A 25,806-nucleotide genomic window follows, 5' to 3' on the forward strand; every position below is an offset into this window, starting at 1 on the left:
CAAACACTACTTCTTGAGAGCAGCCCCTATGTCCCTCCGTCAGTTGAATATTGCCCCTCGAGCCTTCCTCGGTTTCGCGTTCATTGCGTTGTTAGTGGTTTTGTTGGGGGTGTTTGCGGTCAACCGCATGACGCAGATTCGTCAGTCTTCGGTGGACATGAGCGCCACACAACTGCCCAGCGTCACCTACCTTGGCAACATCACGGAAAACGTCCTGCGCCTGCGCATCCTGTCGTTCCGTGTGCTGGTCAACCGCGAGCCTGCCGGCCTGCAGGAGGCCGAAACCCGCATGGGCGTCTTGACCGACAAGGTCAGAACCGCCCAGGCCGGCTATGCGGCACTGCCTGCCGGCACCGAAGAAGCGGCGTTATACAAGACGTTCGTGGCCACGCTGGAGAACTACTTGAAGGCCCAGGCCGAGATGCTGGCGCTGTCCAGGCAGAACAAGGTCGATGAGATGCGCGCCCTGATCAATTCCCGTATCAAGGACGGCACCGACCAGATGGGCGAACAACTGAACAAACTGATCGCCATCAACGCCGCCGACGCCAAGGAGGCCGACGAGGAGGCCGGGCAGAGCTACCAGGGTGCGATCAGCGGCGTGATTGCCGTGTCGGTGGTTGCCGCGCTGCTGACTGTCCTGCTGGCCTGGTTGCTGACGCGCAGCATCGTTACGCCATTGCGCAAAGCGGTGGAGGTGGCCGAAACCATCGCCAGCGGCAACCTGACTAAAACTATTGACGTGGATGGCAAGGACGAACCGGCACGTTTGCTGGGCGCCCTGGCTACCATGCAAGCCAACTTGCGCCAGACCATCCAGCACATCGCCGGTTCGGCCACGCAACTGGCTTCGGCAGCGGAAGAACTGAGCGCCGTGACCGAAGAAGCCTCCAAGGGCCTGCAACAACAGAACAACGAAATCGACCAGGCCGCCACGGCGGTCAACGAGATGACCGCAGCCGTGGAAGAAGTGGCGCGCAACGCGGTGTCGACCTCCGAAGCCTCCGGCCAGTCCAACCAGGCCGCGCGGGAAGGGCGTGATCGCGTGGTGGAAACCGTCGGCGCGATCCAGACCATGACCCAGGACGTGCAAAACACCGCCACCCTGATCGAAGGTCTGGCCACCCAGGGCCGTGACATCGGCAAAGTGCTGGACGTGATTCGCGCGATTGCCGAACAGACCAACCTGCTGGCGCTCAACGCCGCCATCGAAGCGGCACGGGCAGGCGAGGCCGGGCGCGGCTTTGCGGTGGTGGCCGACGAAGTGCGGGCCCTGGCCCATCGCACGGCGCAGTCGACCCAGGAGATCGAGAAGATGGTCGCCGGCATCCAGAACGGCACCGGCGAAGCGGTGCAGTCGATGCAGCAGAGCAACCAGCGCACCCAGAACACCCTGGAAATGGCCCGTGCCGCCGGTGTGGCCCTGGAGCAGATCACCCAGTCCATCAGCCTGATCAACGAGCGCAACCTGGTGATCGCCAGCGCGTCGGAAGAGCAGGCTCAGGTGTCGCGCGAAGTGGACCGCAACCTGGTGAACATCCGTGACCTGGCGACCCAGTCGGCAGCCGGTGCCAACCAGACCAGTGCGGCCAGCCATGAGCTGTCGCGCCTGGCGGTGGACCTGAACGCGATGGTGGCGCGGTTCGTGATCTGACAGCCCCCCCTTGTAGGAGTCGACTCCTGCAAGGGGTCGACCTTACGATCCACCAGCACCAGGAACATCTCCCTTTGCAGTTCGAGCAATTGGTCGAGGTGATGGCCCAGGGTATTTGCGATTAAGCCTTCGGTGTTGCACGCCACCAGGCTTGAAACCGGTTTCAGAAGCGCATCGGTCGGGCCGGGTTGTCAAAACAATCTCGAACCAGAAGAAAGCTCATCCTTTTGATGGACCGCGACAAACGGTAGAGCTACCTGTGAGTTCTGACAGTATCCGCAAGCGTGCTTCAGGTATTCAATCAACCTCAAACACCCTCACTTTGTTGCTGCAAGCACGATGTGAATGGACAGGAGGTTGGGATGAAAGCTTCAAGCTCAGGCCAGGCAAATGTTGGTGGACCCCCTTCAGGCGGGGTGTTGGTTCTGGATGCGCCAGACGTGATTCGCCTACTGCCGGGCAATGTGCTTCCTGCGTTGTATAACGACACTGACTTGGAAGTAGAAATTGAAATACCATGGCCCATCAGACCGCCTGGAATGCGTCAATACGTTGTATTTGTCTGGCATGTGGTCGGTGCGAACCCCATTGATGTCCCGGAATCAACCATTGAGGTGCTAGACACCACACCGTTTCCACTTTACGCAACCATCCCTGCCAGTTACTTGTTGAGCAGTGCAGTGGTTGAATTAAGCTTTCGCGTCCACAACCTGGACCCGTCCAACCCGACGTTTGAACCGTCTGAGAGCATAACGTTTACGATCGACCGGGAATTCCCCGGAGTCGGTCTGCTTGCCCCCGCCATTTATCCCGCTGATCCCATTACCGACGCCTATTTGATCAGTAACCCTTTTGTGCCGATGCAAATTCCAGAGGCCTACTCAGGGCGGGCAGCAAATGACCGAGTCCTGCTTTATTTTTCAGATATGGACACGCTGCCAACAGGTGCTCCAACCCTGATTTCTCCTCCAATTGCGAATGCAACCGGGCCGATCAGTGTGCTTGTTCCTGCGGATGTATTTCGCAGTTTCCCGGGTGCCCTGCTGATTTTTTGTTTCTATCGCTTGCAGGACTATGCGGGCAATCTCAACCCGCAATTCTCTCAAGTAGCACAGGCGACGCTTCAGCTGACGGGGCCCCCCATCCTATTTGCCCGCCCACGTTTTCCGCAGGCAGAAACGCATCACGCGTATTACATAACGTGCACCAGCCAGCCGCCGATGTGGACCAGGGTCCAGGTTCTTATTGATGCGGATCCTGCTTTCGCGCACGGGGATTTGCTCACGATGCGGTTTCAGGGGTATGCCCGCGCGCCAGATCAAAACCCAATTTCCGATACCGCGCTGACCCTCACGCATTTTTGGGATGCAGTGGCCGACGCGGGGGGCTACACGTTCGACATCCTCGACGTCGAACGTGTGATTCGACCACTGAAAGACACTGCGGGGGGCAGGGCCTGCTTCGTGGTGTCCAGGGGAGAGATCGTGGTGGGGATATCTGCGTTCAGATACACGAGATTTGATCGGGTGGTAATTACAACGGATCCACCCACGCTGTATTGCTGGATTGATGGCGATGCACCGGAGCCTTGATCCGGCCGCTATCACCGCAGGAGCGTGGCCGCAGCGTTCTTAAAGCCTTCGACCAGGATCTGAATCACTGGCAGTTGGAGCAGTGTTGCCGCAGTTTGGATATCGGTCAGTTGTTCATCGGGTTGAAACAATGATGTCGGCCCTTGGGGACTTTGGAGTGTTTAGGCGACGCCTACTTAAAATGCATAGGAGAGCAAAAAATGAGCAGCAATCCAATCGTCACTAGCCCCAAAGCGCCGCTGATTGTTAATGCGCCCACCATTGCTGAGACAATCAGGACCGCGGACGGCCTGATTCATCATTCGAATGCGAGTGTTGGCATCACCGTGGAGTGCCGTGTCGGAGCTGTTACGCTAAGAAATGACTGGATCAGTATCGAGTGGCGTACAACCTCGGGTGGCACAGGGCCCTGGACTGTTCTCCTGCCTCCCTTCCAGATTGAACCAGGTAGCACACCCGCTCCGCCGAATCCCCCGATCACAACGATTGACAAGTTTGTGCCTGCACCCGCGCCGGAGTTTGCTCACAACCGCTACGAACTCAGGACGGTTCAGTACCGAAATGCGGGAGGCGTGCCAGGTCCAACCGGCGAGGAATCCTTCCCTTGCCCACTGAATGTGGATGTCATTGCCCCTTACGCCGTAGCGCTGACGAGGGAGCAACCGGACGTTCCCACCTTCGACAACGTTCCTGTGGGAACGGTAATTGACAGTGCTTTTCTGGCAACTCATGACGGCGTGGAGGTAGGTATCCCTGCGAATTCCTACGGCCCTGTGAGCGGCCGATTCGAAGACGGCGATCGTGTCCATATTTACTTTGGTCCGGATATGTTCCCGACTCCCGCTAGCCTGGTCAGCGGTGCCGGGGTGCCCATGACCGCGGCAGGTGCCACTTTTTTGATACCTTCTTCGACGATTGTCCTCGGTGGGCTGTATTACCTTATTTACGTCATTGAAGACTTTGCCGGTAACCTCAGTCGGCCCTCTATTGCAGACTCTCGCACGGTGCTCCTGTTGCCCGATCCGGTGCCTTTTCCCTTGTTCTTCCCCTTGGCTGATGCACCCGATGGCGGTAGTACGGATGATTTGCTCGATATAGATGACTATGTCGCGGGAATTACAGCTTTAGTCATTGATCACCCCAATGCTGTTCCAGGGTTGGACCTGTACGAAATGCGCGTGGCAGCACAACCCTATCTCGCGCAATCTCCCGCGCTCATTACGTTCCCGGTGACCTTCGATAATACTGGTTACGGTCTGAACGCTGCGCTAAAGGCCGCCTACACGGCGACACTGGGCCCGATGCCAGTCACGTTTGACGGTCGCATTGAACGCAATGGCCTGTTTATCCCTATTCCCCCGATCACCCGGCGAATTGATTTTTCGGTGGAAGGGGCAACACTGCCAGGCACTCTTGAGCCAGGTGACCCAAACCCCAATTTGAATCTGCTGCAGGTATTCGGTGCAGGATCCACCGAATTGAACACGCTGCGAATCGCCCATGCGAATCAACCGGTCACCATCACCATTCCACTCTGGACCGTCGCTGCGCTGCCCCACGGCATGAACGATATCTGGGTGGAGTGGGGCGCCAGCCGCGAGCGAGTCGGACCGTTCAACCTGGGTGGCACGATAACCGGGGATTTCACCTTCACGGTGCCTTGGAGCCTGGTAGTCAATCACGGCAATGGCCTGGACATACCGGTGCGTTACATTGTTACCGGCCCCGGCACGACCAATGAGAACCTGTCCCTTGACACCCTTGTGGACGTGATCGACGCAGTGACGGAAGAACTCGATGCTGCTGAGTTCGGTAACCTCGCCTTTGGTCTTTGGACGTGTGCATCGTTGAGAGCCGACCCATCGCCGGCCACGACCCATTATGTCGAGGTCGTGATTCCTGCCGACACAAGGTTGGTGGCGGGTAATACATTGACGATAAACCTTACCTTGACTAACCAGCACCCGGCGCTTCCGACAGGCCCATTCACGCTGGCTGTCCCCATTACAGTCAACACCGCTGACTTGACCACCGACCGGGTTGTCCGGGTGCCTTACCGCCCATTCCTGGCGCAGGCAGTTTATGGGCCGATCGAGATGACTTATACGACAGTACTTTCGAGTGGGGCGACCGGTCACGGGGCTATGGCAGAGGTGTATACGATTTTTTCGGAGGCTGACTCGTATTGCGACGGTATTGCGTTCCCTTAACGTTACTCAAATGAAAAACAACAGGGAAGCATTGGCTTCCCTGTTGTGCATCTGCCAGTTGTTCATTGTCTGGATTGGCTGTTCCTGCGTGTTTCACCTGATGGGGTCAGTGCTTTTATCACTTCAGTACGTTCAATTTTGTTACTCAGATTATTCCTACAGTGTTGGGTATGTTCGCTGCGTAACCTCTGCGTCGCACCGGCAAGGCTCCATTCCGAGAGAACGAGCCAAACCGTTTTCAGAGGCTCTACCCAAAGAGTGAACACCATGTCTATGTTAGCTAACTTCGAGCTCAAACCCTTGAGCAAGATGATGAAAGTTCCAACACTTTCGTTTTTTATGTTTGTATCGGTTCAAACGACTGCACAGGCAGGCCATTTAATCGGCGAAGAAAAAACCATTGATAGCAGCGAAGTTGTCAATGATTGGCAATTGGATGACAAATCTGTATTAACGCTCAATGGCGCTACTGCAGATCGTATTGTGGTCAATGATTCGGCGCTGATCGTAAATGCTGGCAGCCGAGTGGACGACATTCGCGCCACCCAGGGCTCCACCGTCGACCTGAATGGCGCGCACGTTGAGTCGAACAATACGTTGTGGGGCGCAGTGCGCCTGGATGATAGTAATGCGACGATTACCAACAGTAACCTGATCAGCCATTCGAATTTCGGTCTGCAGGCATTTCAGAGCTACGACTCCCTCAAGGGGGGCGTTGCAAACGTATTCAATAGCACGATCAAGGGCGCGCTCGGCGGCGCATTGGTTTTTGGCAACAGTGAGTTGCACCTCAATCAAAACACGTTGGTGGAAGGCACCGGCGCTGACAGTTTTGGTATCTGGCTGGACGGTGCGGCGACGGTAACTGCCAGTCAAAGCACTGTGATCGGTGGCAAGAACGGTGTTGTGGTGGGCAACCAACCCAACGGCGACGATGTCGGCCATTTGGTGCTGGATAATTCCCATGTCGAAGGGCGCAGCGGTTCGGCCATTCTGGTCAGCGGTAGTCCGTGGGATATGCCGACTGTCGAGATTGAGGTGCGCAATGGGTCCACCTTGACCGGCGGCAATGGCACGATTTTGGAAGTGGATGGCGGCGCAACGGCCACCATGAACGTAAACAACAGCCACTTGACGGGAAATGTGATAGTCGAGGCCGGCAGCACTGCGCATCTGAGCCTGCAAAATAACGCCAGCCTGACGGGGCAGTTGCAGAATGTCTCTACGCTCAGCGTGGGCGACGCCTCCTATTGGGAGATGACCGGCGACAGCCAGGTAGGCGCTCTCAGCCTGGCAGGTGGTACGGTTAAATTCGGTGATACCGATGCGTTTTACCAGTTGGATCTGGATAGCCTCGATGGCAACGGTACCTTCGTAATGGGGACCGATTTTGCCAATGGCACCACCGACTTCCTGAACATCACCGGGAACGCCACGGGCGATCACAGCCTGTTGCTCGCGGCCAGTGGTGCTGAGCCGGTCAACCCGGAAGAAATCCGCGTGGTGCATACCGGCGGCGGTGACGCGAACTTTTCCCTGGTCGGTGATGTGGTGGACGTAGGGGCCTATTCGTACGGTTTGAAGAAGGAAGGTACCGACTGGTTCCTCGACCCTAACAATCGCGTGATCAGCCCGGGCACCCGTTCGGTCCTGGCACTGTTCAACACGGCTCCGACCGTTTGGTATGGCGAAGCAACGTCTTTGCGTACGCGTATGGGTGAGTTGCGTTTCGAGCCTGGTCAGGCTGGCATGTGGGTACGTGCTTACGGCAATAAATACACAGTCGCCGAGGGCACAGGCGTGGGCTACAAACAGAATCAGCAAGGCTTCACGCTGGGTGCCGATATGCCGCTAACCGACAGCCAGTGGCTGGTAGGTGTGATGGCCGGTCACAGTACCTCGGATCTGGACCTCAACCGTGGTACTTCCGGCAACGTGAAGAGTTACTACGTGGGTGCTTATGCCACCTGGATGGACGAAGAGAGTGGTTTCTACTTTGATGCGGTGGCGAAGGTCAACCGATTCAACAACGAGTCCAAGGTGGGCTTGAGCGACCGCACCACTACCAAAGGCTCCTACAGCAACACGGGGGGTGGGCTGTCCGCTGAAGTGGGTCGCAACATCAAATTGGACGATGGTTTCTTCGTAGAACCTTACGCCCAGATGTCTACGGTAGTGATCCAGGGGGCTAATTACAACCTGGATAACGGTCTCAAAGCCAACGGTGAGCGTACGCGTTCGATCATGGCCAAGGCAGGTGCGACAGTAGGGCGTGATATCCAGCTCGACAGCGGCAGTGTACTGCAGCCTTACTTACGTGCAGCGATGGTGCATGAGTTTGCCAATAACAATAAGGTTGAGGTGAACAACAATGTGTTCAACAACGACCTTTCCGGCTCTCGCGCTGAATTCGGAGCGGGTGTCGCGGTGAAACTCTCGAAAAACCTGCAACTGCATGCGGACCTCGAACACAGCAGCGGCGGTAAAGTAGAACAGCCGTGGGGCGCCAACGTTGGTGTTCGTTACACCTGGTAAGCGCTTACCCGTTTATGACGCCCGTCTCGAAAGAGACGGGCGTTTGTTTGCTTGTGCAGTGACATCATCAGGTCGTTAGGTCAAAGGAAACCTGGACGAAAAATTCTTGCCCGAAGGTCGTCTTCTCAGTAAGCGCAGCCAGTGAACCTTTCATCGCAAGGGGACCACCGGATATCGTTGAAATGATCAATGTCCCTGAAATGCACTTCAAGGTGTAATGCCCGTCGGGTGATTTGGCCGAGAACCAAACCTGCGCACCATGCTCATCCTGCTTGGCCAGATCTATGCTGGCGGGGCGAGTGGTGTTGGGTAACTGAATGAGTATTTCCTTGATGATTGTCGTGTTGTCCGCCTGCCGTCCTTTTAGCTTATAGATGGCGTATTGGGCATCATGCACCAGGGTTTTTGTTTGAAAGATTTCAGGCTGTGAATTGATGATGACTTCATACTTACCGATTGCCGAGCGTTTTTTAGGCAGTATTTTCGCTTGTTGGGCTGACGTTAGTGCTTGGGCAGTTGCGGGCATGATGACTTCTCCTTGGCCGATGATGTAGGCGTTCCAGAGTCATCGAGGGCTCTGTACGAGCATCAGATAACAGCGTGCCGGCCCTGTAAACTGTTAGATCTAACAGGTACACACCATGGCAATCCGTGCCTGTTGCTCCTTTTTGCGCAGGTTGACGTAGTAAGTTGATAACGCGGTCTTTTTTATTATGAGAGGAGTGCGCTCAGCCAAGTTGAACCCAGCAGGAGCAAACCCATGCAACGGTTGAAACATTGCATGGCCGTTGTCGAGCGCAACGCCCTACTCGAACTCGCGCCCAGTACTGCCCAGGTCATGAGACAGGGCAAGGCAGTCAAAAAAAATACCAGCGACAACGTTAACACCTGCTCCTGGCGACCCGCTCCGTTACTCGCAAACACACTGACCACCGCCAAGGCCATCATCCAGGTCTTGGGGTTGATCAACTGCAGGCTGGCGCCACTTCTCAGACCCAGTCGCTTTTGCGCGGACGGTACATCAATGGCCTGCGCGGGTGCGCTGAATATCTGCCACGCCAGGTAGCTTAACCAGGCCACGCCGAGCCATTGCATCGCAGCGTGTACCCGGGGCGCCTGCACCAGGGATTGGCCGACGCCGCTGCCCACCAACAGCACGATCCCTGCTGCACCCGCGCAAGCCCCCAGTATGATCGGCAACGCCGCCTTGAAGCCGTAACGTGCGCTGTGACTCAACACCAGGATATTGGTGGGGCCGGGGGTAATTGAAGCAACAAAGGCGAACAAGATAAACGCCAGCATCGCAGGAGACTCCGCAAGATCATCGAGGGCGTCGATTTTCACAAGCGGGCGTGTCACCTGTCTGGAAGATTTGAGCAGCGCTTGCGGTACGCAGCGGGCGTGAGGCCATAGGCACGCACAAACCAGCGGCCCAGGTGGCTCTGGTCGGCAAAACCCAAGGCAATCGCCACGTCGACGGGTTGCTCCCCCTTGGCCAGCAGGTGCCGGGCGCGGGCCAGGCGCAATTGCACCAGATAAGCATGGGGCGGCAGGCCAAATGCGCTCTTGAATGCACGGGTCAGGCGGAAGCGATCGACACCGCAAGCCAGCGCCAAGTCATCCATGCCCACGTCCTGGTGCAGGTGCGCATGCAGGTATTCTCGAGCCGTATGGGCTACCAGCGGCAGACGCGGGTCGTCGCGGTAGCGAGAGCGCCAATGGAGTTGCCCGGTGAGCTGTTCCAACAACTGGTCCATGGCACGTTGACGCACGATGCGCAGTTCACCGCTGTGCAGGGTCTGGAAGGCATGGCTGGTGGCGTGTGCCAGGCGTGGATCATTGATCAACGTGCTGACAACACTCAGCAGGCTGTTCGCCGGTGCCTTCTCGAACACCGCACTCACTTCCCGCGACAACCACTGCGGGTCGAGGTAGAGCATATGGTAGGTAAAACCGTCGACAGTGGGCGCGTCGCCGTCGTGCAGTTCGCCGGGTTCTACCAGAAACACCTGGCCGGGTACGCTGTGGTGGCGGATGCGACGGCAATTGAACTGCTGCACGCCTTGCTCGGTGACGCCGATGAGATAGCTGTCGTGCCAGTGCGGGTCGTAGGCGTGACCCTCGAAATGCGCGCGCAGGGTCTCGATGCCGGTGTCGGCGTCCTGGGACAGGTCGATCCAATTGTGCGCGGCCATAAATCACCGGGTCGGGAATACGTGAGGCTATTGGGCGCCGGGCATTCGTCAGGCGTCTAGAAGGTTTGTGCAGCGTCAGCCGAACAGCCCGGCGGCGATGTTGATCGAGAAACCCAAAATCGCCGTGTTGAACAGAAAGCCGATCAACGATTGCCCCAGCACCACCTTGCGCATATCCCGGGTGGCGACGCCCACATCGGAGGTCTGCACGGCCACGCCGATGGTGAAGGAAAAGTACAGGAAGTCCCAGTAGTTGGGGGTCGTCAGGCCCTCGGCAAACCGCAGGGCGGGTTCCTTGCCGTCCCAGGTGTAATAGAGGCGGGCGTAATGCACGCTGAAGATCACCCCGATCAACAGCCACGAGCCGATCACCGTCAACCCGGTAAAGCCGTAATGCAACAGGCGTTCGGAGGTTGCCAGGTCCTTGCTGCCCACCAGTTCGAAGGTGATGGTGGCCAGGCTCGCAATTGCGGCGATGCACACCATGAACAGCACCAGCCCGGCGTTTTCGTCCTCTACCTCGGCGATGCGCTTGACGTCCGGCGCCTTGGCGCGAATGGTCAGCCACAGCATCAACAGCAGGTAGGTCCAGACGCCGGCGTTCCAGCCGATGAGAATTTTGCTGATGACGGTGTCGGCCGGCGCCAGCAAGCCCACGGCAATGCCCAGTACGGCAGCGGCGGAGAGGCGAGGATGGGTGCGGGCGAGGAAGGACATGGCGGCTCACAACTGACTATGTGTCAGCAGACTGTACCTGATCCCGAACACGACCCATAACCTCTGTGGGAGCTGGCTCGCCTACGAAGACGGCGGCACTACTGGCACAGATGCCACCTGACCCACCGCCTTCGTAGCCTCGCCGGGGCTCGACAACTCCCACAGGGGGCTTGCAGCGGCTGGAAAAACACCGTCAGCAGGTCCATCGCGCCGGGCACTTTCTCCTCAACAACGGAGATCCCCTTTGGAAGCTGGCTTGTCGGGTCGCCGCATCGCTGCGAAGACGGAGGGCCAGTGACATAGGTATCGCCTGACACTACGCATTCGCGGGCAAGCCCGCTCCCACATTGTTGACCGTGTCCTCTTCAAGAATGAGGCTGGCGGGGGCGTTTCTTCACCAGTTTCATCACCACCACAAAGAACACCGGTACGAACACCACCGCCAGGGTCGCCGTGATCATCCCTCCGATCACCCCGGTACCAATCGCCTGCTGGCTCGCCGAGCTGGCGCCGGTGGCGATTGCCAGGGGCACTACGCCGAGGATGAAGGCGAGCGACGTCATGATGATCGGCCGCAGGCGCAAGCGCGCGGCTTTCAATGTGGCGTCGAGCAGGTCTTCGCCCTGGTCATAGAGATCCTTGGCGAATTCGATGATCAGAATCGCGTTCTTCGCCGACAGGCCAATGATGGTGATCAAGCCCACCTTGAAGAACACATCGTTGGGCATGCCGCGCAATGCCACCGCGATGACCGCACCGAGAACTCCCAGCGGCACCACCAGCAGCACCGATGTGGGAATCGACCAGCTTTCATACAAGGCCGCCAGGCACAGGAACACGATCAGCAACGACAAGCCCAGGAGCAACGGCGCCTGGCTGCCCGACAGGCGTTCCTGCAATGACAGGCCCGTCCACTCCTGACCCAGCCCTGCCGGCAACTGGTTGACCAGGCGCTGGATCTCCGCCATCGCTTCGCCGGTGCTGTGCCCCGGCGCCGCTTCGCCGGAGATCGCAATGGCGGGGTAGCCGTTGTAGCGGGTCAATTGCGTCGGGCCCTGGGTCCAGCGGGCTTCGACGAAGGACGATAAGGGCACCATCTTCCCGGCATTGTTGCGTACGTGGATCTTCATCAGGTCGGCCACCTGGCTGCGCTGGTCGCCTTCGGCCTGCACCACCACCCGCTGCATACGGCCCTGGTTGGGGAAGTCGTTGATGTAGCTCGAACCGATGGCCGACGACAGTACATTGCCCACATCGGCAAAGGACACGCCGAGTGCATTGGCCTGCTTGCGGTCCACTTCCAGCTGCACTTGCGGGGCGTCGGCCAGGGCGCTTTCACGCACGTTGGCCAGGATCGGGCTTTTTTCGGCAGCCGCCAGCAATTCGGTACGGGCCGCCATCAATGCCGCATGGCCAACGCCGCCACGGTCCTGCAAGCGGAACTCGAAACCGCTGGAGGTGCCCAGGCCGTCCACTGGCGGGGGCAGCACCGCATAGGCAATCGCATCCTTGAGTTCGCTGAAGGCTGCGTTGGCGCGGTCGGCAATCGCCGAGGCGGAATCCTGGCTGCTGCGCTGTGACCAATCCTTGAGCGTGGTAAACGCCAGCGCCGCGTTCTGCCCCGAGCCGGAAAAGCTGAAGCCCATGATCATGGTGGTATCGCCCACTCCAGGCTCACTGGCGTTATGCGCCTCGATCTGCTCGGCCACCTGCGTCGTGCGGTTCTTGCTGGCGCCCGGCGGTAGCTGGATATCGGTGATGGTGTAACCCTGGTCTTCCACCGGCAGGAACGAGGAGGGCAGGCGGCTGAACATCCAGCCCAGGCCCACCAGCAATACCAGATAGATCAGCAAGTAACGGCCACTGCGCTTGAGGGCGTAGGCCACCCAGCCTTCATAGCGGTCGGTCAGTTGTTCGAAGCGCCGGTTGAACGCACCGAAGAAGCCGCCCTTGGCGTGGTGTTCGCCTGGGGCTATCGGCTTGAGCAGGGTGGCGCACAGGGCCGGGGTCAAGGTCAGGGCGAGAAACGCCGAGAACAGGATCGACGTCGCCATCGACAACGAGAACTGCTGATAGATCACCCCCACCGAGCCGGCCATGAACGCCATCGGCAGAAACACCGCCACCAGCACCAGGGTAATGCCGATGATCGCCCCGGTGATCTGGCCCATGGCTTTCTTGGTCGCGTCCTTGGGCGACAGCCCCTCGGTGGCCATGATCCGCTCGACGTTTCCACCACCACGATCGCATCGTCCACCAGGATGCCGATCGCCAACACCATGCCAAACATGGTCAGCACGTTGATCGAGAAGCCCAGCAACAGCATGGTGGCGAAGGTGCCCATCAGTGCAATCGGCACCACCAGTGTCGGGATCAGCGTATAGCGCACGTTCTGCAGGAACAGGAACATCACCGCAAACACCAGCGCCATCGCTTCCAGCAGGGTGTAGACCACCTTGGTGATCGAGACTTTGACGAACGGCGAGGTGTCGTACGGAATCTTGTATTCCACGTTGGCCGGGAAGTAGCGCGACAGCTCGTCCATCTTCGCGCGCACCAGCGTTGCGGTGTTCAACGCGTTGGCCCCGGGCGACAGCTGCACGCTGACCGCCGTGGACGGCTTGCCGTTCAAGCGCGTGGAGAATTGGTATTCCTGACTGCCGACTTCTACCCGCGCCACATCGCCGATGCGCACGGTGGAGCCGTCCGGGTTGGCCTTGAGTACGATCTCGGCAAATTCCGCCGGGGTCGACAACTGGCCCTTGACCAGGATCGCGGCGGTGATTTCCTGGGTGTGGGTACCCGGCAGATCACCGATGCTGCCTGCCGATACCTGGGCGTTCTGCGCGCTGATCGCGGCGTTCACATCCGCCGGGGTCAGGTTGAAGCCGATCAGCTTCTGCGGGTCGATCCAGATGCGCATCGCGCGTTCGGCGCCATAGAGTTGCGCCTTGCCCACGCCTTCCACGCGCTTGAGTTCGTTCATCACGTTGCGCGCCAGGTAATCGCTGAGCGCTACGTCATCAAGCTTGCCGTCGTTGGAGGTCAGCGTCACCAGCAACAGGAAACCGGCGGACACCTTCTCCACCTGCAAGCCTTGCTGGGTCACCGCCTGTGGCAGGCGTGGCTCCACCGCCTTGAGACGGTTCTGCACATCCACCTGGGCCATTTCCGGGTTGGTGCCCGGCTGGAACGTGGCGGTGATGGTGGCCGAACCCAGGCTGCTCTGGGATTCGAAATACAACAAATGATCGGCACCGTTGAGCTCCTGCTCGATCAGGCTGACCACACTTTCATCCAGGGTCTGGGCCGACGCGCCCGGGTACACCGCGTAGATTTCCACTTTCGGCGGCGCCACGTTGGGGTACTGGGCCACCGGCAATTGCGGGATGGCCAGCACCCCGGCCAGCAGAATGAACAGGGCCACCACCCAGGCAAAGATCGGGCGGTCGATAAAGAACTGCGGCATGGTCAATGATCCTTAATGGCCGGTGGCCTGGGCAAGCGGGGCGGGGCTGTCATCCACCTCGACCTTGTCGCCGGGGCGCGCGTGCTGCAAACCCTCGACGACGATGCGGTCGCCGGCCTTGAGGCCGCTGCTGACCACCCAGCGGTCGTCGATCACCGCGCCCAGTTCCACCGGTTGCTGGCTCACGGTCTGCGTGGCGTCCAGCAACAGCACCATGGGCACACCGGCGCTGTCGCGGGTGATGGCGCGTTGCGGCACGCTGAGGCCCTGCTTGTCGACCGCCTGTTCCAGGCGTACCCGCACGAAACTGCCGGGCAGCAAGTCGAGGTCCGGGTTGGGGAACTCGCTGCGCAGGATGATCTGCCCGGTGCCCGGATCGACGCTGATCTCGGCGAACAGCAATTTGCCCGGTAACGGGTACAGGCTGCCGTCGTCCTGGATCAATGTGGCCTTGGCCTGGTCCTGACCCACCTGTTTCAGGCTGCCGGCGCGGAAGGCGCGCCGCAGGTCATTCAATTCGCGAGTGGACTGGGTGAGGTCGGCGTGGATCGGGTCCAGTTGCTGGATGATCGCCAGGGGCGTGGCTTCGTTCTGGCCCACCAGTGCACCTTCGGTCACCAGCGCCCGGCCGATGCGCCCGGAAATCGGTGCGGTCACGGTGGCGTAGCCCAGGTTCAGCCGGGCGCGTTCGACGGCGGCCTGGCTGGCGGCGACCTCGGCGTTGGTCTGGCGCACGGCGGCGCGGGCGTTGTCGTAGTCCTGGCCACTGATCGCGTTGTCTTCCACCAACTGGCTGTAACGTTGCTCTTGCAGGCGTGCCTGGAACGCGTTGGCCTCGGCCTTGCTCAAATTCGCCCGGGCACTGTCCAGGTCGGCCTTGAACGGCGCCGGGTCGATGCGAAACAGTACGTCGCCCTGTTTCACATCGTGGCCTTCCTTGAACACCCGCTGCATCACCACGCCCGCCACCCGTGCACGTACTTCGGCGATGCGCGGCGCGGCGATGCGCCCGCTCAGTTCGCTGCTGATGGACAGCGGCTTGGCTTGCAGGGTTTCGATGCGCACCTTGGCCAGGGGCATTTGCGGCGCCTCGGCGTCGGAACGGCCACAGCCCGTCAAGGCCAGCGTGAAGGCCAGCAGGCAAAACGGCGCAAACAGATTCTTCGACATGCTCTTATCCCGATAGTGACCGGTGCATCCTAAGGTCGTGGTTATCGGGGTGCTGTGAAGCTGTGTACAGCGTCTGTGAAGAAATGTAAGGCAAGGCCCACAGCCGGCTGCGGGCGTATATCCTTGCACAATCCTGCAAAATCGTATTTTTTGGAAACATCTGTATGCCCAACATCCTCCTGGTGGAAGACGACGCCGCACTCTCCGAGCTGATTGCCAGCTACCTGGAGCGCAATGGCTATCAAGTCAGCGTGCTCAGCCGGGGCGACCATGTGCGCGAACGTGCGCGGCTCGACCCGCCGGACCTGGTGATCCTCGACCTGATGTTGCCCGGCCTCGACGGCTTGCAGGTGTGCCGTCTGTTGCGCGCCGACTCGGCGGGCCTGCCGATCCTGATGCTCACCGCCCGCGACGACAGCCATGACCAGGTGCTGGGCCTGGAGATGGGCGCCGATGACTACGTGACCAAACCCTGCGAGCCCCGTGTGCTGCTGGCTCGTGTGCGAACGCTGCTGCGCCGCAGCAGCCTGTCCGAACCGCAGGTGGCCAATGACCAGATCCTGATGGGCAACCTGTGCATCGACCTGTCGGAGCGCACGGTGACCTGGCGCGGCCAGCCGGTGGAGTTGTCCAGCGGCGAATACAACCTGCTGGTGGTGCTCGCGCGGCATGCCGGTGAAGTGCTCAGTCGCGACCAGATCCTGCAACGCCTGCGCGGTATCGAGTTCAACGGTACCGACCGCTCGGTGGACGTGGCCATCTCCAAGCTGCGCCGCAAGTTCGACGACCATGCCGGCGAAGCGCGCAAGATCAAGACGGTGTGGGGCAAGGGCTATCTGTTCAGCCGCTCCGAGTGGGAATGCTGATCCATGTTTCGTGTGCTGCTGCGGCTCTACCTCATCACCATCGTGACTTACAGTGCGGCGATCTTCCTGATCCCCAAGCTGGTGATCCAGGTCTTCCAACATCGCTACCTCGACTACAACGTCGAGCAGTCCCGCGGGACGCAAAAGCTCATCGTCAAACAATACCTGCGTGCGCCGGTGGAGCGCTGGTCCCAGGTGACCGAGCAGTTGGGCCGCGACTTTGCGCCGCTGAAAGTGCAGTTGCTGTTGCGTCAGGATGCCAGCTACACCCCGGAAGAAGAGCAACTGCTGGAGCAGGGCAAACCGGTGATTCGCCTGGGCGACTGGGGCTGGATGGAGGAAGTCAGTTCGCCGATCAACCAGCAGTTCGTGGTCAAGCTGACCATTCCGCCCGATCCGCTGGACATGAACCTGTTGTACTGGTCGATGAATGTCTTGATCGGTGCCGCGCTGCTGGCCTGCCTGTTGGCGTGGCTGCGGCCGCACTGGCGGGACCTGGAGCGCCTGAAGAGCACCGCCGCGCACTTGGGCCAGGGCAACCTGACCGAGCGCACACGCATTCCGGCCAGTTCCAGCATCGGTAGCCTGGCGTCGGTGTTCGACACCATGGCCGACGACATCGAGCGCCTGCTCAACCAGCAGCGCGACTTGCTCAATGCGGTGTCCCACGAACTGCGCACGCCGCTGACGCGCCTGGACTTCGGCCTGGCCCTGGCGTTGTCCGAAGACCAGCCTCCCGCCAGCCGCGAGCGCCTGCAAAGCCTGGTGGCGCATATTCGCGAGCTGGACGAGTTGGTGCTGGAATTGCTGTCCTACAGCCGCTTGCAAAACCCCGCGCAACTGCCGGAACGGGTCGAGGTGATGCTCGATGAATTTATCGACAGCGTGTTGGGCAGTGTCGATGACGAACTGGAGAACCCCGAGATCGTCATCGACGTGGTCCTCGACTGCGCGGTAGAGCGTTTCAGCCTCGACCCGCGCCTGACGGCCCGTGCCCTGCAGAACCTGCTGCGCAATGCCACGCGCTACTGCGAAAAACGCATCCAGGTGGGCGTGAAGGTGTGTCCCAGGGGCTGTGAAATCTGGGTGGATGACGACGGTATCGGCATTCCGCCGGACCAGCGCGAACGCATTTTCGAACCGTTCTACCGTCTCGACCGCAGCCGCGACCGCGCCACGGGCGGCTTCGGCCTGGGCCTGGCCATCAGCCGACGCGCCCTGGAAGCCCAGGGCGGTACGTTGACGGCCCTGGCGTCGCCCTTGGGTGGCGCGCGCTTTCGGGTGTGGTTGCCCAGCGTCAGCTGATCAAAGCACCTTGACCGCGCGGCCGATCGCCTGGATCGGCCCCGTGGGCTTGCCGGTCGGTGAGCCGCGTGCGTCTTCCAGGGTCATCTCGAACAACTGGTCGTGGGTAAGCGGCGGCAGTTTGTCCAGCGGCAGCGACAGCGTCTGCCCCGGCTTGACCAGCCCCAGGGACACCGGCCCCTGCCAGCCATCCGCCTTGGTCCAGAACTCCAGGGCCTTGTCGGCAGGCACTTCCATCACGCTCAACGGAATCAACTGAATTCGCTGGTCATCGCTGGCCTGGATCACCCAGCCCGGTGCCTGGCTTTGCGGTGCCATCAGCACCACTACAAAGGACGGCTCAGCGGCGGGCGGGCGGATCATCAGCAGTGTGGCCAAAGTGAGGGTGGCCACCAGTCCGGCAGCAGCCAGTCCGCGCCACACGACAATCAGGTCCCACCAACGAGCGGGGGCCTGGCCGATGGCACGCTCAATGCGGCGCCACAGCTCGGCGGAGGGAGGCACTGGCTCGGCCAACGCGGTCAGGGGCAGCAGGCGCTGCTCCCAGGCATCCACCGCCGCGCGTAATTCGGCGTCGTGGGTGAGGCGTCGTTCCACCTCGGCGCGCTGTTCGGCGGGCAGGGTGCCCAACACATATTCACTGGCGAGTTCATCCAACGGGCTGTTCATGCCATGCACTCCCGCAGCGCGGCGAGGCTACGTTTGATCCAGGCTTTGACGGTCCCCAGCGGGGTGTCGAGTTTCCGGGCGATTTCGCTGTGGGAATAACCGTCGACATAGGCATGCAGGATACAGGTGCGACGGACCGGGTCGAGCTGCGCCAGGCAGGTGTGAATCTGCCCGGTACGTGCACTGAATTCGAAGGTATCGGTGGTGCTTTGCTCGTGCTCTTCGCCCAGCGGGACTTCCCGGTAATGGTTGCGCACCCCGTTCAGCGCCAGGTGCCGGGTCACGCTGAATACCCAGCCACGGGCCGAGCCGCGCGCGGGGTCGAAACTGCCGGCACCGCGCCAGATTTTGATGAATGCGTCATGCACGATGTCTTCGGCCAGGGCCTTGTTCCGTGCAATGCGCAACGCCACGCCGAGCAAGTGGCTGCTCTCTTGTTCATAGAGCCTGCGCAAGGCGCGCTGATCACCCTGTGCACAGGCCAGCAGACAAGCTTCGTAGTCGAACTCAAACACGTCGTGCTACCCCCAGGCGGCGAACCGCGCTTTGATCAACTGTGGGGGCAGCGTAGTCGACTTTGCTCAGTTGGCCGCCCAGAAGATGTAATCGGCCTGGTACTTCACCACTTCCTGTTTGCCTTTATTGGCCACCGTGCATTCACTGCTCGGTGCCACACCGCCCTTGAGCGCCACACGCTGGATGTAACTCACGCCGCTCATGGCGCCCTTGCCTTCAGCCGGGTTGGCCTTGACCAACTGATACGGCAGGTTGCCCGCTCCCGACGGCGCCACTGCCAACTGGGTGCCGGTGATTTTCGAACCGTCCTCGGCCTGCCAGGTGGCGGGCGGACCGAAGTAAGTCCCCACCTGCTTGCCACTGCGGTCATTCAGCACGGCCTTGGGGCCGACGAAAGTCCACTCGGCCTGGCCGGCGGCGTTGGCCTTGTCCCGGCACTCGTAGGTGATTTCGCCGACGCCGGTGGTTTCCAGCGCCACCTTGTGACCGTCCGGCACCTTGATGCTGTCGGGCAAGCCGGTCTGGGCGAAGGCGGCGGGCGCTGCGGCGAGCAGGGCGGTCAGGCAGAACAATGCTTTAGCGTTCATGGGTGCTTCTCCATTTCAGTCGAACAGCAGGGTTGCTGACAGGACTACCCCTGAGCCGCCGGACTGGATGCAGCCATCGAAAAATAAACTCGCGAGTGTGCACTGGGGTTCCCGCGTTACCCGAGGAGAGATTGGCAATGACGGGAGTTCAGGCGTCTGCTCAACAAGGACCCGGGCCTATGTTTTCCGCCGCCTGGACTGAAAGGCATAAAGTCAGATCATATTGATATAAGTCGTTATAAGAAAAATCGCTATCCTGCGGCCAGAAATTTATAAGGCCGCGGGTAGCTGTAATGGATGTGGGTAATGGTGGTTTCGTAATTGCGGGCCTGATCGTGGGTTTTATCGTGGGCATGACCGGTGTGGGCGGGGGCTCGCTGATGACGCCGATCCTGTTGTGGTTTGGCATCAACCCGGCCACCGCCGTGGGCACCGACCTGTTGTACGCCGCCATCACCAAGTCCGGTGGGGTGCTGGTGCACAGCAAGAACAAGAACATCGACTGGTCGATCACCGGCTGGCTGACCCTGGGCAGTGTGCCGGCGGTGCTGTTGACATTGTGGTTCCTGGCCAGCCTGCACACCGACCCCAGTGCCATGAACGCGGTGATCAAGCAGGCCCTCGGTGTGGTGTTGCTGCTGACGGCCCTGGCAATTCTGTTCAAGAACCGGCTGTTGGCGTTTGCCCAGCGCCATGCCGGCGACGACTACAGCATGAGCCCGCGTAATCTCAACGCGCTCACCGTGATGACCGGGGCGATCCTGGGCACCATGGTGGCCCTGACGTCCATTGGTGCGGGGGCTCTGGGTACGGTGGCGCTGTTTATCCTGTATCCGTTTCTTGCGACCCGCCGGTTGGTGGGGACCGAGATCGCCCATGCCGTGCCTTTGACGCTGGTGGCGGGGTTGGGGCATGCCAGCATGGGCAATATGGATTGGCAGTTGCTGGGTTTCCTGTTGATGGGGTCGTTGCCCGGCATTTACCTCGGGAGCCATATGACGGGCAAAGTGCCGGATGGCGTGCTGCGACCTTGTCTGGCGGTGATGTTGATGAGTATTGGGTACAAGTTGGCATTTTGATTGAGGGGATAGCCGTCGATGCGGGGCAACTGTGGGAGCTGGCTTGCCTGCGATGCTTTCAACGGGGTGTGCCTGATTCACCGAGGCGTCTATCTCCTTCACGACGTGACCCTCGGCCCATTCCCAATCTGCCAGACAAACGGCGGCTCAGTCCCATTCACCACCCAATCCCCCACAATCCGCGCCTTGTAAATCACCGGGTTATGTGAAGACACCGTCCGCGCATTGCGCCAATGCCGATCCAGCGCTTTACCCTGACGCACATCCGAAGCCCCCAGCGCATTGAACAATTCGCTGGTCGCTCGCTGGATCAATTCCGACACCACCACCTGCGCCGTCGCCGATTCAATCTCCGCAGCCACATTGGCTTCGCGCTCCAGCGCCGCATCCCCGCCGAACCGTGCCACATACGCCCGCTGCGCCGGCACTGCCGCTTTCAACGCGCTGGCCTCGGCGGCGTAAACCAGTGCAGCCACTTCACCCACCACCTGCTGAACCTGCGCGTCCTGGCTGACATGGGGCGCATTGCCATGACTGTAGATGCGTGTGCGACTGCGCACCTGATGGGCCACATCACGCAGTGCGGCGCGGCCGATGCCCGCGAGGCTGGCCAGTAGCACCAATTGATAGAACGCCGTCTGGTATTTGAACCGCGTGGCGAAGTCGATCACGTTCTCCGCCTCCACCACTGCATCGCTGAAGCGTGTGGTGCCGCTGCCCGTGGTGCGCTGGCCAAAGCCGTCCCAGTCATCGCTCTGCACCACGCCCGGCTGCTGCGTACGGGTGGCGGCGATCACATCGGCGCCCGTGTCACTGCGCTGGGCGTACACATCGATCCAGTCGGAAAACAGGCTGCCGGTGCTGTAGAACTTTTCGCCATTGAGCGTCCAGCGGTCGCCATCGGGGCTGACGTGGGTGACCACATCGCCAATGGCGACGTTGCCGATTTCGGTCCAGGCGCAGCCGACGATATCGCCGTCGACGAAACGCTTGAACCACAGGTCGCGGCCAGCGCCGGGCGGCGCATTCAAGCGGTCTTCGGCAAACGCGAAATGCCCGCGCAACGCCTGAGGCACATTCGAGTCGGCCTCGGCCAACTCGATCAGCAGCTCAAACAACTGCGGCAGCGAGGCGCCGCCACCGCCGTATTCCACTGGCACACGCACGGCGCCGAACCCGGCCTCTTTCAGCCATTGGATCGGTTCGTGGGGCAGGGTGCGCGTTTGCTCGCGCGCCACGGCACCCTCGGCGATGCGCTGGAAGATGGGTCGAAAGCGCGCCGCCAGCGTGGGGTAGTCGACGCCGGTGGACAGCGGGTTGATGACGTGTTGCTCGGTCATGGGCAAGGTTCCTGGGCAGTGATCGATGCAAAGGGGATTGCACAGTCCGTGCCGGGCTCCGGCATGCGTATTTACGGGACGTGACGGTCGCCCACTGTTGCCCTGGCAACAGCTGATCGACAAACCGGCACGCTCTGCGACAGGGGCGTCGGTACCCCGCAATCATCCCGAATGCCCCTGGCATGGACGTTTCCCCGCGCTGGCACGCTTGCTGCTCAAGCCTGGGTACATCCCCTTGTGCGAGGTACCGTGCGATGAGTCAGCAAGCTGTGAAATTTGCCTATTGGGTGCCCAACGTCAGCGGTGGTCTGGTGGTGAGCAAGATCGAACAACGCACCCACTGGGGTATCGATTACAACCGCAAACTGGCGCAATTGGCTGAAGAGGCCGGCTTTGAATACGGCCTCACCCAGATCCGCTTCACCGCCGGCTACGGTGCGGAAAATCAGCATGAGTCGGTGGCGTTCAGCCATGCGCTGTTGGCTGCGACCAGCAAACTCAAGGTCATCGCCGCGATCCTGCCCGGCCCCTGGCAGCCGGCGCTGGCGGCCAAGCAATTGGCGACCATCGACCAGCTGACCAATGGCCGCATTGCGGTGAACATTGTCAGTGGCTGGTTCAAGGGCGAATTCCAGGCCATCGGCGAACACTGGTTGGAGCACGACGAGCGTTATCGCCGTTCCGAAGAGTTCATCCGGGCCTTGAAAGGCATCTGGAGCCAGGACGCGTTCACCTTCAAGGGCGACTTCTACCGCTTCGACCACTACACCCTCAAGCCCAAGCCCATCGGCCAGCCGGAAGTGTTCCAGGGTGGCAGTTCGCGCGCGGCGCGGGACATGGCGGCGCGGGTATCGGATTGGTACTTCACCAACGGCAACACGCCTGAGGGCATCAAGGCACAGGTCGACGATATTCGTGCCAAGGCGGCCGCCAATCAGCATTCGGTCAAGGTCGGCGTGAACGCGTTCATCATCGCCCGCGACACCGAGGAAGAAGCCCGCGCAGTGCTGGCAGAAATCATCGACAAGGCCGACCCCGACGCGGTGAACGCCTTTGGTGACGCCGCCAGGCAAGCGGGCCGGGCTTCGCCGGAGGGCGAGGGCAATTGGGCCAAGTCGAGCTTCGAGGACCTGGTGCAGTACAACGACGGCTTCAAGACCAATTTGATCGGCACCCCGCAGCAGATCGCCGAACGCATCGTCGCGCTCAAGGCCGTGGGGGTGGACCTGGTGCTGGCGGGCTTCCTGCACTTTCAGGAAGAGGTCGAATACTTCGGCAAGCGCGTGTTGCCGCTGGTGCGCGAACTGGAGGCCAAGGCCGGTACCAGGCAGGTGGCTTGATGCACTTCTGGGACCCCTGCCACTACAACGGCTCAGCGCTCCAGGCGCTTCTCCAGGCGTAGCGCCGGGGTGTGGTCTTCGTAATAGTCGTCGATCAGGGCAAAGCGCCGGTAGCCGTTGCGTTCATACAGGGCCAGTGCACTGGGGTTGTCGGTGCGCACTTCCAGGCGCAGGCCGGTGCAACCCTGTTCAACGGCACACGCCTCGATCCGGGCCAGCAGCTGTTTGCCGAGGCCCAGGCCGCGCGCAGGCTCGGCGATGGCGATGGAATACAGCCGCGCCAGCAGAGCGCCGCGGCGGAACAACACCAGGGCGTAACCGAGCAAGCGTCCGTCACTTTCCGCCACCAGCAGCCGCCCATGGGCGCGGCTGACCATCCACCGAAAACTGCGCGATGACAGTCGGTCGCTGATAAAACAGTGTTGTTCCAGTGCTATTAATTCAGGTATATCGCCGGGGGTTGCAACACGAAAGAAAAGAGCCATATGACCGCCGTAAAAGTTGCGTAACGAAACGGGACTTCTCTAAAAGATCGTGCTTAATAGAAAAGGTCGAGTTCTCTAGAGCGGATCAAATACTATGTCGGCGGTACAAGGTCATTGGCGTGAAGTATCCGGGCAAACCGTCGCAACGACAATCACTTCCCAGGGTTATTTTTCGGCTGCTTCCAAAGGCGCAAGTCAGGTCATGATTATTGTCGAGCGCAAGGAAGATTGGGCTTCTTACTTCCCCAGCGAAGACATTGTCACGGCCCAGGAATACCTGGAGCAGTCTCGGGAAAACGAAGCGGGCAAACGCGTCCAGGTGATCAATCTGTGCCGCAGCTACAAGTACCTGGGGCATGGCTACTATTGTTCGCTGCTGGCTGAAGCCCGTGGCCACAAGGTAATCCCGTCGGTGCGCACCATCAGTGAATTGACCCGGAAATCACTGTACGGTCTGGCGCTGGATGACTTGGATAAAACCCTGGATAAAGCCTTGAGTCATCATCTTTACAGCAATACCGAAGGGTTTACCCTGACCCTTTATTTTGGAAAAACCACAATAGAACCGTTGCAGGAGCTGGCCCGTCAGTTATTTGAAGTATTTCCCTGCCCGATTCTATTAGTTGAGTTCAAACGCAATAACGGCTGGCATATCGAAGGGGTCAAGTCCGGGGTCTTGCACAAGTTGCGCGATGATCAGGAAGATCAGTTCGCCCACGCCCTTGACAACTTCAGCCGCAAGATCTGGCGCCAGCCCCGTTCACGCCGGTTGGCCCGTTATGACCTGGCGATCCTCCACGACCCCCAGGAACAGTTGCCACCGTCCAACGCCCGCGCCCTGGACAATTTCATCCGGGTAGGCAAAGGGTTGGGCATCGACGTGGAGTTGATCGAACGCAAGGACTATTCCCGCCTGGCCGAATACGATGCCCTGCTGATCCGCGAGACCACCAGCGTCGACAACCACACTTACCGTTTCGCCAAAAAAGCCGAAAGCGAAGGCCTGGTGGTGATGGACGACCCGACGTCGATTCTGCGCTGCACCAACAAGGTTTACCTCACGGATCTGCTGAATAGCCATCAACTGGGCATGCCCGCCACCGAAATTCTCTACAAGGAACGACCGGAAGACTTCGAGCGGGTCGGCGAGCGCCTGGGGTTCCCGTTGGTGCTGAAGATCCCCGACGGTTGTTTCTCCCGTGGCGTGATCAAGGTCGAGAGCCAGGCCGCGCTGCTCAGGGCCACCGCCGAGCTGTTCGAGCATTCGGTGCTGTTGCTTGCGCAGGAATTTTTCTACACCGAGTACGACTGGCGCATCGGCGTGCTCAACCGCAAGCCGATCTTTGCCTGTCAGTACTTCATGTCCAAGGGCCATTGGCAGATTTACAACCACAAGGCTATCGGCCAGGACATCAACGGCGAATGCCGAACCCTGGCTGTCCATGAAGCGCCCCGGGCAGTGGTGGAACTGGCGGTGAAGACCGCCAACCTGATCGGCGACGGTCTTTATGGCGTCGACCTCAAGCAATCCGGCGAAAAAGTGGTGGTGATCGAAGTCAACGACAACCCCAACCTGGACGCCGGTATCGAAGACGCCTACTTGCAGGACGACCTCTATGGCCTGGTGCTGGAGGAGTTCGTCAGGCGCCTGGAGCTCAAGCGTCAGGGCCAGGTCTGGTGAGCCGGCGATGATCCAGCGTTTTCGGGCTGAGGGTATTGGGGCTGAAACGAATAGCGGGCGGCGCCAATGTTGTGTAACCACTGATCCCCTGTGGGAGCTGGCTTGCCTGCGATGGCATCACTGCGGTGCTCCTGAAACACCGCGTGTACCGTATCGCGGGCAAGCCAGCTCCCACAGGGATAGGCAGAGGCTAGAGAAATGCTGTCAGCAGGGCCATCGCGCCGGGTGCATTCTCACCAGCGATAGAGATCCAGTGTGGGAGCGGGCTTGCTCGCGAAGGCGATGGGCCCGTCAAAACAGCAGTGACTGATATTCCGCTTTCGCGAGCAAGCCCGCTCCCACATTGGGTTTGTGCTCGGCTCGGAAGCGGACCGACTGGCAAGATTCCTCGACTGA

The 25,806-nt window shown here is 60.2% G+C and carries 18 protein-coding genes and 3 pseudogenes; 9 read left to right on the forward strand and 12 right to left on the reverse strand.

The window, feature by feature from the left end; genetic code table 11:
• Nucleotides 1-28: 28 nt before the first annotated feature.
• Nucleotides 29-1,654 (forward strand): methyl-accepting chemotaxis protein, encoded by a 1,626-nt coding sequence (locus ACW9IB_RS10430; protein ID WP_457367011.1) that lies wholly within the window; start codon nucleotides 29-31, stop codon nucleotides 1,652-1,654.
• A 29-nt stretch (nucleotides 1,655-1,683) separates the two neighbouring features.
• Here ACW9IB_RS10430 and ACW9IB_RS10435 read toward each other — a convergent pair.
• A pseudogene (locus ACW9IB_RS10435) lies at nucleotides 1,684-1,794 on the reverse strand (transcriptional regulator); the annotation flags it as partial.
• Nucleotides 1,795-2,016: 222 nt separating this feature from the next.
• On the opposite strand from ACW9IB_RS10435, the gene ACW9IB_RS10440 reads away from it, so the two are divergent.
• The 3 genes from ACW9IB_RS10440 (at nucleotide 2,017) to ACW9IB_RS10450 (ending at nucleotide 7,991) form a co-directional block, all read left to right on the forward strand.
• Nucleotides 2,017-3,246, forward strand: coding sequence for a hypothetical protein (locus tag ACW9IB_RS10440; protein ID WP_457413528.1), 1,230 nt, complete (start codon nucleotides 2,017-2,019; stop codon nucleotides 3,244-3,246).
• Nucleotides 3,247-3,446: 200 nt separating this feature from the next.
• A complete protein-coding gene (locus ACW9IB_RS10445; protein ID WP_457413529.1) occupies nucleotides 3,447-5,456 on the forward strand; it encodes a hypothetical protein in 2,010 nt (669 codons plus the stop codon).
• Between the two features lie 267 nt (nucleotides 5,457-5,723).
• Nucleotides 5,724-7,991: an autotransporter outer membrane beta-barrel domain-containing protein gene (locus ACW9IB_RS10450; protein ID WP_457367014.1), complete on the forward strand. Its 2,268-nt coding sequence runs from the start codon at nucleotides 5,724-5,726 to the stop codon at nucleotides 7,989-7,991.
• A gap of 67 nt (nucleotides 7,992-8,058) precedes the next feature.
• On the opposite strand, the gene ACW9IB_RS10455 is transcribed toward ACW9IB_RS10450, so the two are convergent.
• The 6 genes and pseudogenes from ACW9IB_RS10455 to ACW9IB_RS10480 form a co-directional block, all read right to left on the reverse strand.
• Nucleotides 8,059-8,517, reverse strand: coding sequence for a hypothetical protein (locus tag ACW9IB_RS10455; RefSeq protein WP_457413530.1), 459 nt, complete (start codon nucleotides 8,515-8,517; stop codon nucleotides 8,059-8,061).
• Nucleotides 8,518-8,702: 185 nt separating this feature from the next.
• Entirely contained in the window at nucleotides 8,703-9,293 is a 591-nt protein-coding gene (locus tag ACW9IB_RS10460) for a LysE family translocator (RefSeq protein WP_457413554.1), read from the reverse strand.
• Nucleotides 9,294-9,346: 53 nt separating this feature from the next.
• On the reverse strand, nucleotides 9,347-10,186 hold the full coding sequence (locus tag ACW9IB_RS10465) for an AraC family ligand binding domain-containing protein (protein ID WP_457413533.1): 840 nt from the start codon (nucleotides 10,184-10,186) through the stop codon (nucleotides 9,347-9,349).
• 75 nt (nucleotides 10,187-10,261) lie between these two features.
• Nucleotides 10,262-10,903 (reverse strand): DUF1345 domain-containing protein, encoded by a 642-nt coding sequence (locus tag ACW9IB_RS10470; protein WP_457367018.1) that lies wholly within the window; start codon nucleotides 10,901-10,903, stop codon nucleotides 10,262-10,264.
• Nucleotides 10,904-11,268: 365 nt separating this feature from the next.
• Nucleotides 11,269-14,372, reverse strand: a pseudogene (locus ACW9IB_RS10475) (multidrug efflux RND transporter permease subunit).
• 12 nt (nucleotides 14,373-14,384) lie between these two features.
• Entirely contained in the window at nucleotides 14,385-15,542 is a 1,158-nt protein-coding gene (locus ACW9IB_RS10480) for an efflux RND transporter periplasmic adaptor subunit (protein ID WP_457413535.1), read from the reverse strand.
• 164 nt (nucleotides 15,543-15,706) lie between these two features.
• Here ACW9IB_RS10480 and ACW9IB_RS10485 point away from each other — a divergent pair, with 164 nt between their 5' ends.
• Together ACW9IB_RS10485 and ACW9IB_RS10490 are read left to right on the forward strand one after the other, a co-directional pair.
• On the forward strand, nucleotides 15,707-16,408 hold the full coding sequence (locus ACW9IB_RS10485; RefSeq protein WP_457367021.1) for a response regulator: 702 nt from the start codon (nucleotides 15,707-15,709) through the stop codon (nucleotides 16,406-16,408).
• Nucleotides 16,409-16,411: 3 nt separating this feature from the next.
• Nucleotides 16,412-17,713, forward strand: a complete 1,302-nt coding sequence (locus tag ACW9IB_RS10490; protein WP_457367022.1) for an ATP-binding protein — start codon at nucleotides 16,412-16,414, stop codon at nucleotides 17,711-17,713.
• Here ACW9IB_RS10490 and ACW9IB_RS10495 read toward each other — a convergent pair whose 3' ends face one another.
• The 3 genes from ACW9IB_RS10495 to ACW9IB_RS10505 all read right to left on the reverse strand — a co-directional run bounded on the left by ACW9IB_RS10495 (nucleotide 17,714) and on the right by ACW9IB_RS10505 (nucleotide 19,485).
• Nucleotides 17,714-18,382, reverse strand: coding sequence for an anti-sigma factor (locus ACW9IB_RS10495; protein ID WP_457413536.1), 669 nt, complete (start codon nucleotides 18,380-18,382; stop codon nucleotides 17,714-17,716).
• Nucleotides 18,379-18,897 carry a sigma-70 family RNA polymerase sigma factor gene (locus ACW9IB_RS10500; protein WP_457367024.1) on the reverse strand — a complete coding sequence of 173 codons (519 nt, stop codon included), beginning with the start codon at nucleotides 18,895-18,897 and terminating at the stop codon, nucleotides 18,379-18,381. Before ACW9IB_RS10500 ends, ACW9IB_RS10495 begins: the two co-directional genes overlap by 4 nt.
• A gap of 66 nt (nucleotides 18,898-18,963) precedes the next feature.
• Complete coding sequence (locus ACW9IB_RS10505) at nucleotides 18,964-19,485, reverse strand: DUF3455 domain-containing protein (protein WP_457413537.1); 522 nt, start codon at nucleotides 19,483-19,485, stop codon at nucleotides 18,964-18,966.
• A 293-nt stretch (nucleotides 19,486-19,778) separates the two neighbouring features.
• On the opposite strand from ACW9IB_RS10505, the gene ACW9IB_RS10510 reads away from it, so the two are divergent.
• Complete coding sequence (locus ACW9IB_RS10510) at nucleotides 19,779-20,564, forward strand: sulfite exporter TauE/SafE family protein (RefSeq protein WP_457413538.1); 786 nt, start codon at nucleotides 19,779-19,781, stop codon at nucleotides 20,562-20,564.
• Between the two features lie 98 nt (nucleotides 20,565-20,662).
• Here the strand turns inward: ACW9IB_RS10510 and ACW9IB_RS10515 are convergent, their stop codons facing one another.
• Nucleotides 20,663-21,904, reverse strand: a complete 1,242-nt coding sequence (locus tag ACW9IB_RS10515; protein WP_457413539.1) for an acyl-CoA dehydrogenase family protein — start codon at nucleotides 21,902-21,904, stop codon at nucleotides 20,663-20,665.
• 254 nt (nucleotides 21,905-22,158) lie between these two features.
• Between ACW9IB_RS10515 and sfnG the strand changes: the two genes are divergently transcribed.
• Nucleotides 22,159-23,244 carry a dimethylsulfone monooxygenase SfnG gene (gene sfnG, locus ACW9IB_RS10520; protein ID WP_457413541.1) on the forward strand — a complete coding sequence of 362 codons (1,086 nt, stop codon included), beginning with the start codon at nucleotides 22,159-22,161 and terminating at the stop codon, nucleotides 23,242-23,244.
• A gap of 41 nt (nucleotides 23,245-23,285) precedes the next feature.
• Here sfnG and ACW9IB_RS10525 read toward each other — a convergent pair.
• Nucleotides 23,286-23,729 (reverse strand): annotated as a pseudogene (locus tag ACW9IB_RS10525) (GNAT family N-acetyltransferase); the annotation flags it as partial.
• Between the two features lie 202 nt (nucleotides 23,730-23,931).
• On the opposite strand from ACW9IB_RS10525, the gene ACW9IB_RS10530 reads away from it, so the two are divergent.
• Nucleotides 23,932-25,410, forward strand: coding sequence for a RimK family protein (locus ACW9IB_RS10530; protein WP_457413543.1), 1,479 nt, complete (start codon nucleotides 23,932-23,934; stop codon nucleotides 25,408-25,410).
• Nucleotides 25,411-25,806: the final 396 nt, after the last annotated feature.

The sequence above is a fragment of the Pseudomonas sp. SDO524_S393 genome (genome assembly GCF_054071875.1).

Excerpts from the sequence above, each read along its gene's own strand:
- ACW9IB_RS10430 (WP_457367011.1), top strand. The coding sequence starts at position 29 with ATGTCCCTCCGTCAGTTGAATATTGCCCCTCGAGCCTTCCTCGGTTTC.
- ACW9IB_RS10440 (WP_457413528.1), top strand. The coding sequence starts at position 2,017 with ATGAAAGCTTCAAGCTCAGGCCAGGCAAATGTTGGTGGACCCCCTTCA.
- ACW9IB_RS10445 (WP_457413529.1), top strand. The coding sequence starts at position 3,447 with ATGAGCAGCAATCCAATCGTCACTAGCCCCAAAGCGCCGCTGATTGTT.
- ACW9IB_RS10450 (WP_457367014.1), top strand. The coding sequence starts at position 5,724 with ATGTCTATGTTAGCTAACTTCGAGCTCAAACCCTTGAGCAAGATGATG.
- ACW9IB_RS10455 (WP_457413530.1), bottom strand. The coding sequence starts at position 8,517 with ATGCCCGCAACTGCCCAAGCACTAACGTCAGCCCAACAAGCGAAAATA.
- ACW9IB_RS10460 (WP_457413554.1), bottom strand. The coding sequence starts at position 9,293 with ATGCTGGCGTTTATCTTGTTCGCCTTTGTTGCTTCAATTACCCCCGGC.
- ACW9IB_RS10465 (WP_457413533.1), bottom strand. The coding sequence starts at position 10,186 with ATGGCCGCGCACAATTGGATCGACCTGTCCCAGGACGCCGACACCGGC.
- ACW9IB_RS10470 (WP_457367018.1), bottom strand. The coding sequence starts at position 10,903 with ATGTCCTTCCTCGCCCGCACCCATCCTCGCCTCTCCGCCGCTGCCGTA.
- ACW9IB_RS10480 (WP_457413535.1), bottom strand. The coding sequence starts at position 15,542 with ATGTCGAAGAATCTGTTTGCGCCGTTTTGCCTGCTGGCCTTCACGCTG.
- ACW9IB_RS10485 (WP_457367021.1), top strand. The coding sequence starts at position 15,707 with ATGCCCAACATCCTCCTGGTGGAAGACGACGCCGCACTCTCCGAGCTG.
- ACW9IB_RS10490 (WP_457367022.1), top strand. The coding sequence starts at position 16,412 with ATGTTTCGTGTGCTGCTGCGGCTCTACCTCATCACCATCGTGACTTAC.
- ACW9IB_RS10495 (WP_457413536.1), bottom strand. The coding sequence starts at position 18,382 with ATGAACAGCCCGTTGGATGAACTCGCCAGTGAATATGTGTTGGGCACC.
- ACW9IB_RS10505 (WP_457413537.1), bottom strand. The coding sequence starts at position 19,485 with ATGAACGCTAAAGCATTGTTCTGCCTGACCGCCCTGCTCGCCGCAGCG.
- ACW9IB_RS10510 (WP_457413538.1), top strand. The coding sequence starts at position 19,779 with ATGGATGTGGGTAATGGTGGTTTCGTAATTGCGGGCCTGATCGTGGGT.
- ACW9IB_RS10515 (WP_457413539.1), bottom strand. The coding sequence starts at position 21,904 with ATGACCGAGCAACACGTCATCAACCCGCTGTCCACCGGCGTCGACTAC.
- sfnG (WP_457413541.1), top strand. The coding sequence starts at position 22,159 with ATGAGTCAGCAAGCTGTGAAATTTGCCTATTGGGTGCCCAACGTCAGC.
- ACW9IB_RS10530 (WP_457413543.1), top strand. The coding sequence starts at position 23,932 with ATGATTATTGTCGAGCGCAAGGAAGATTGGGCTTCTTACTTCCCCAGC.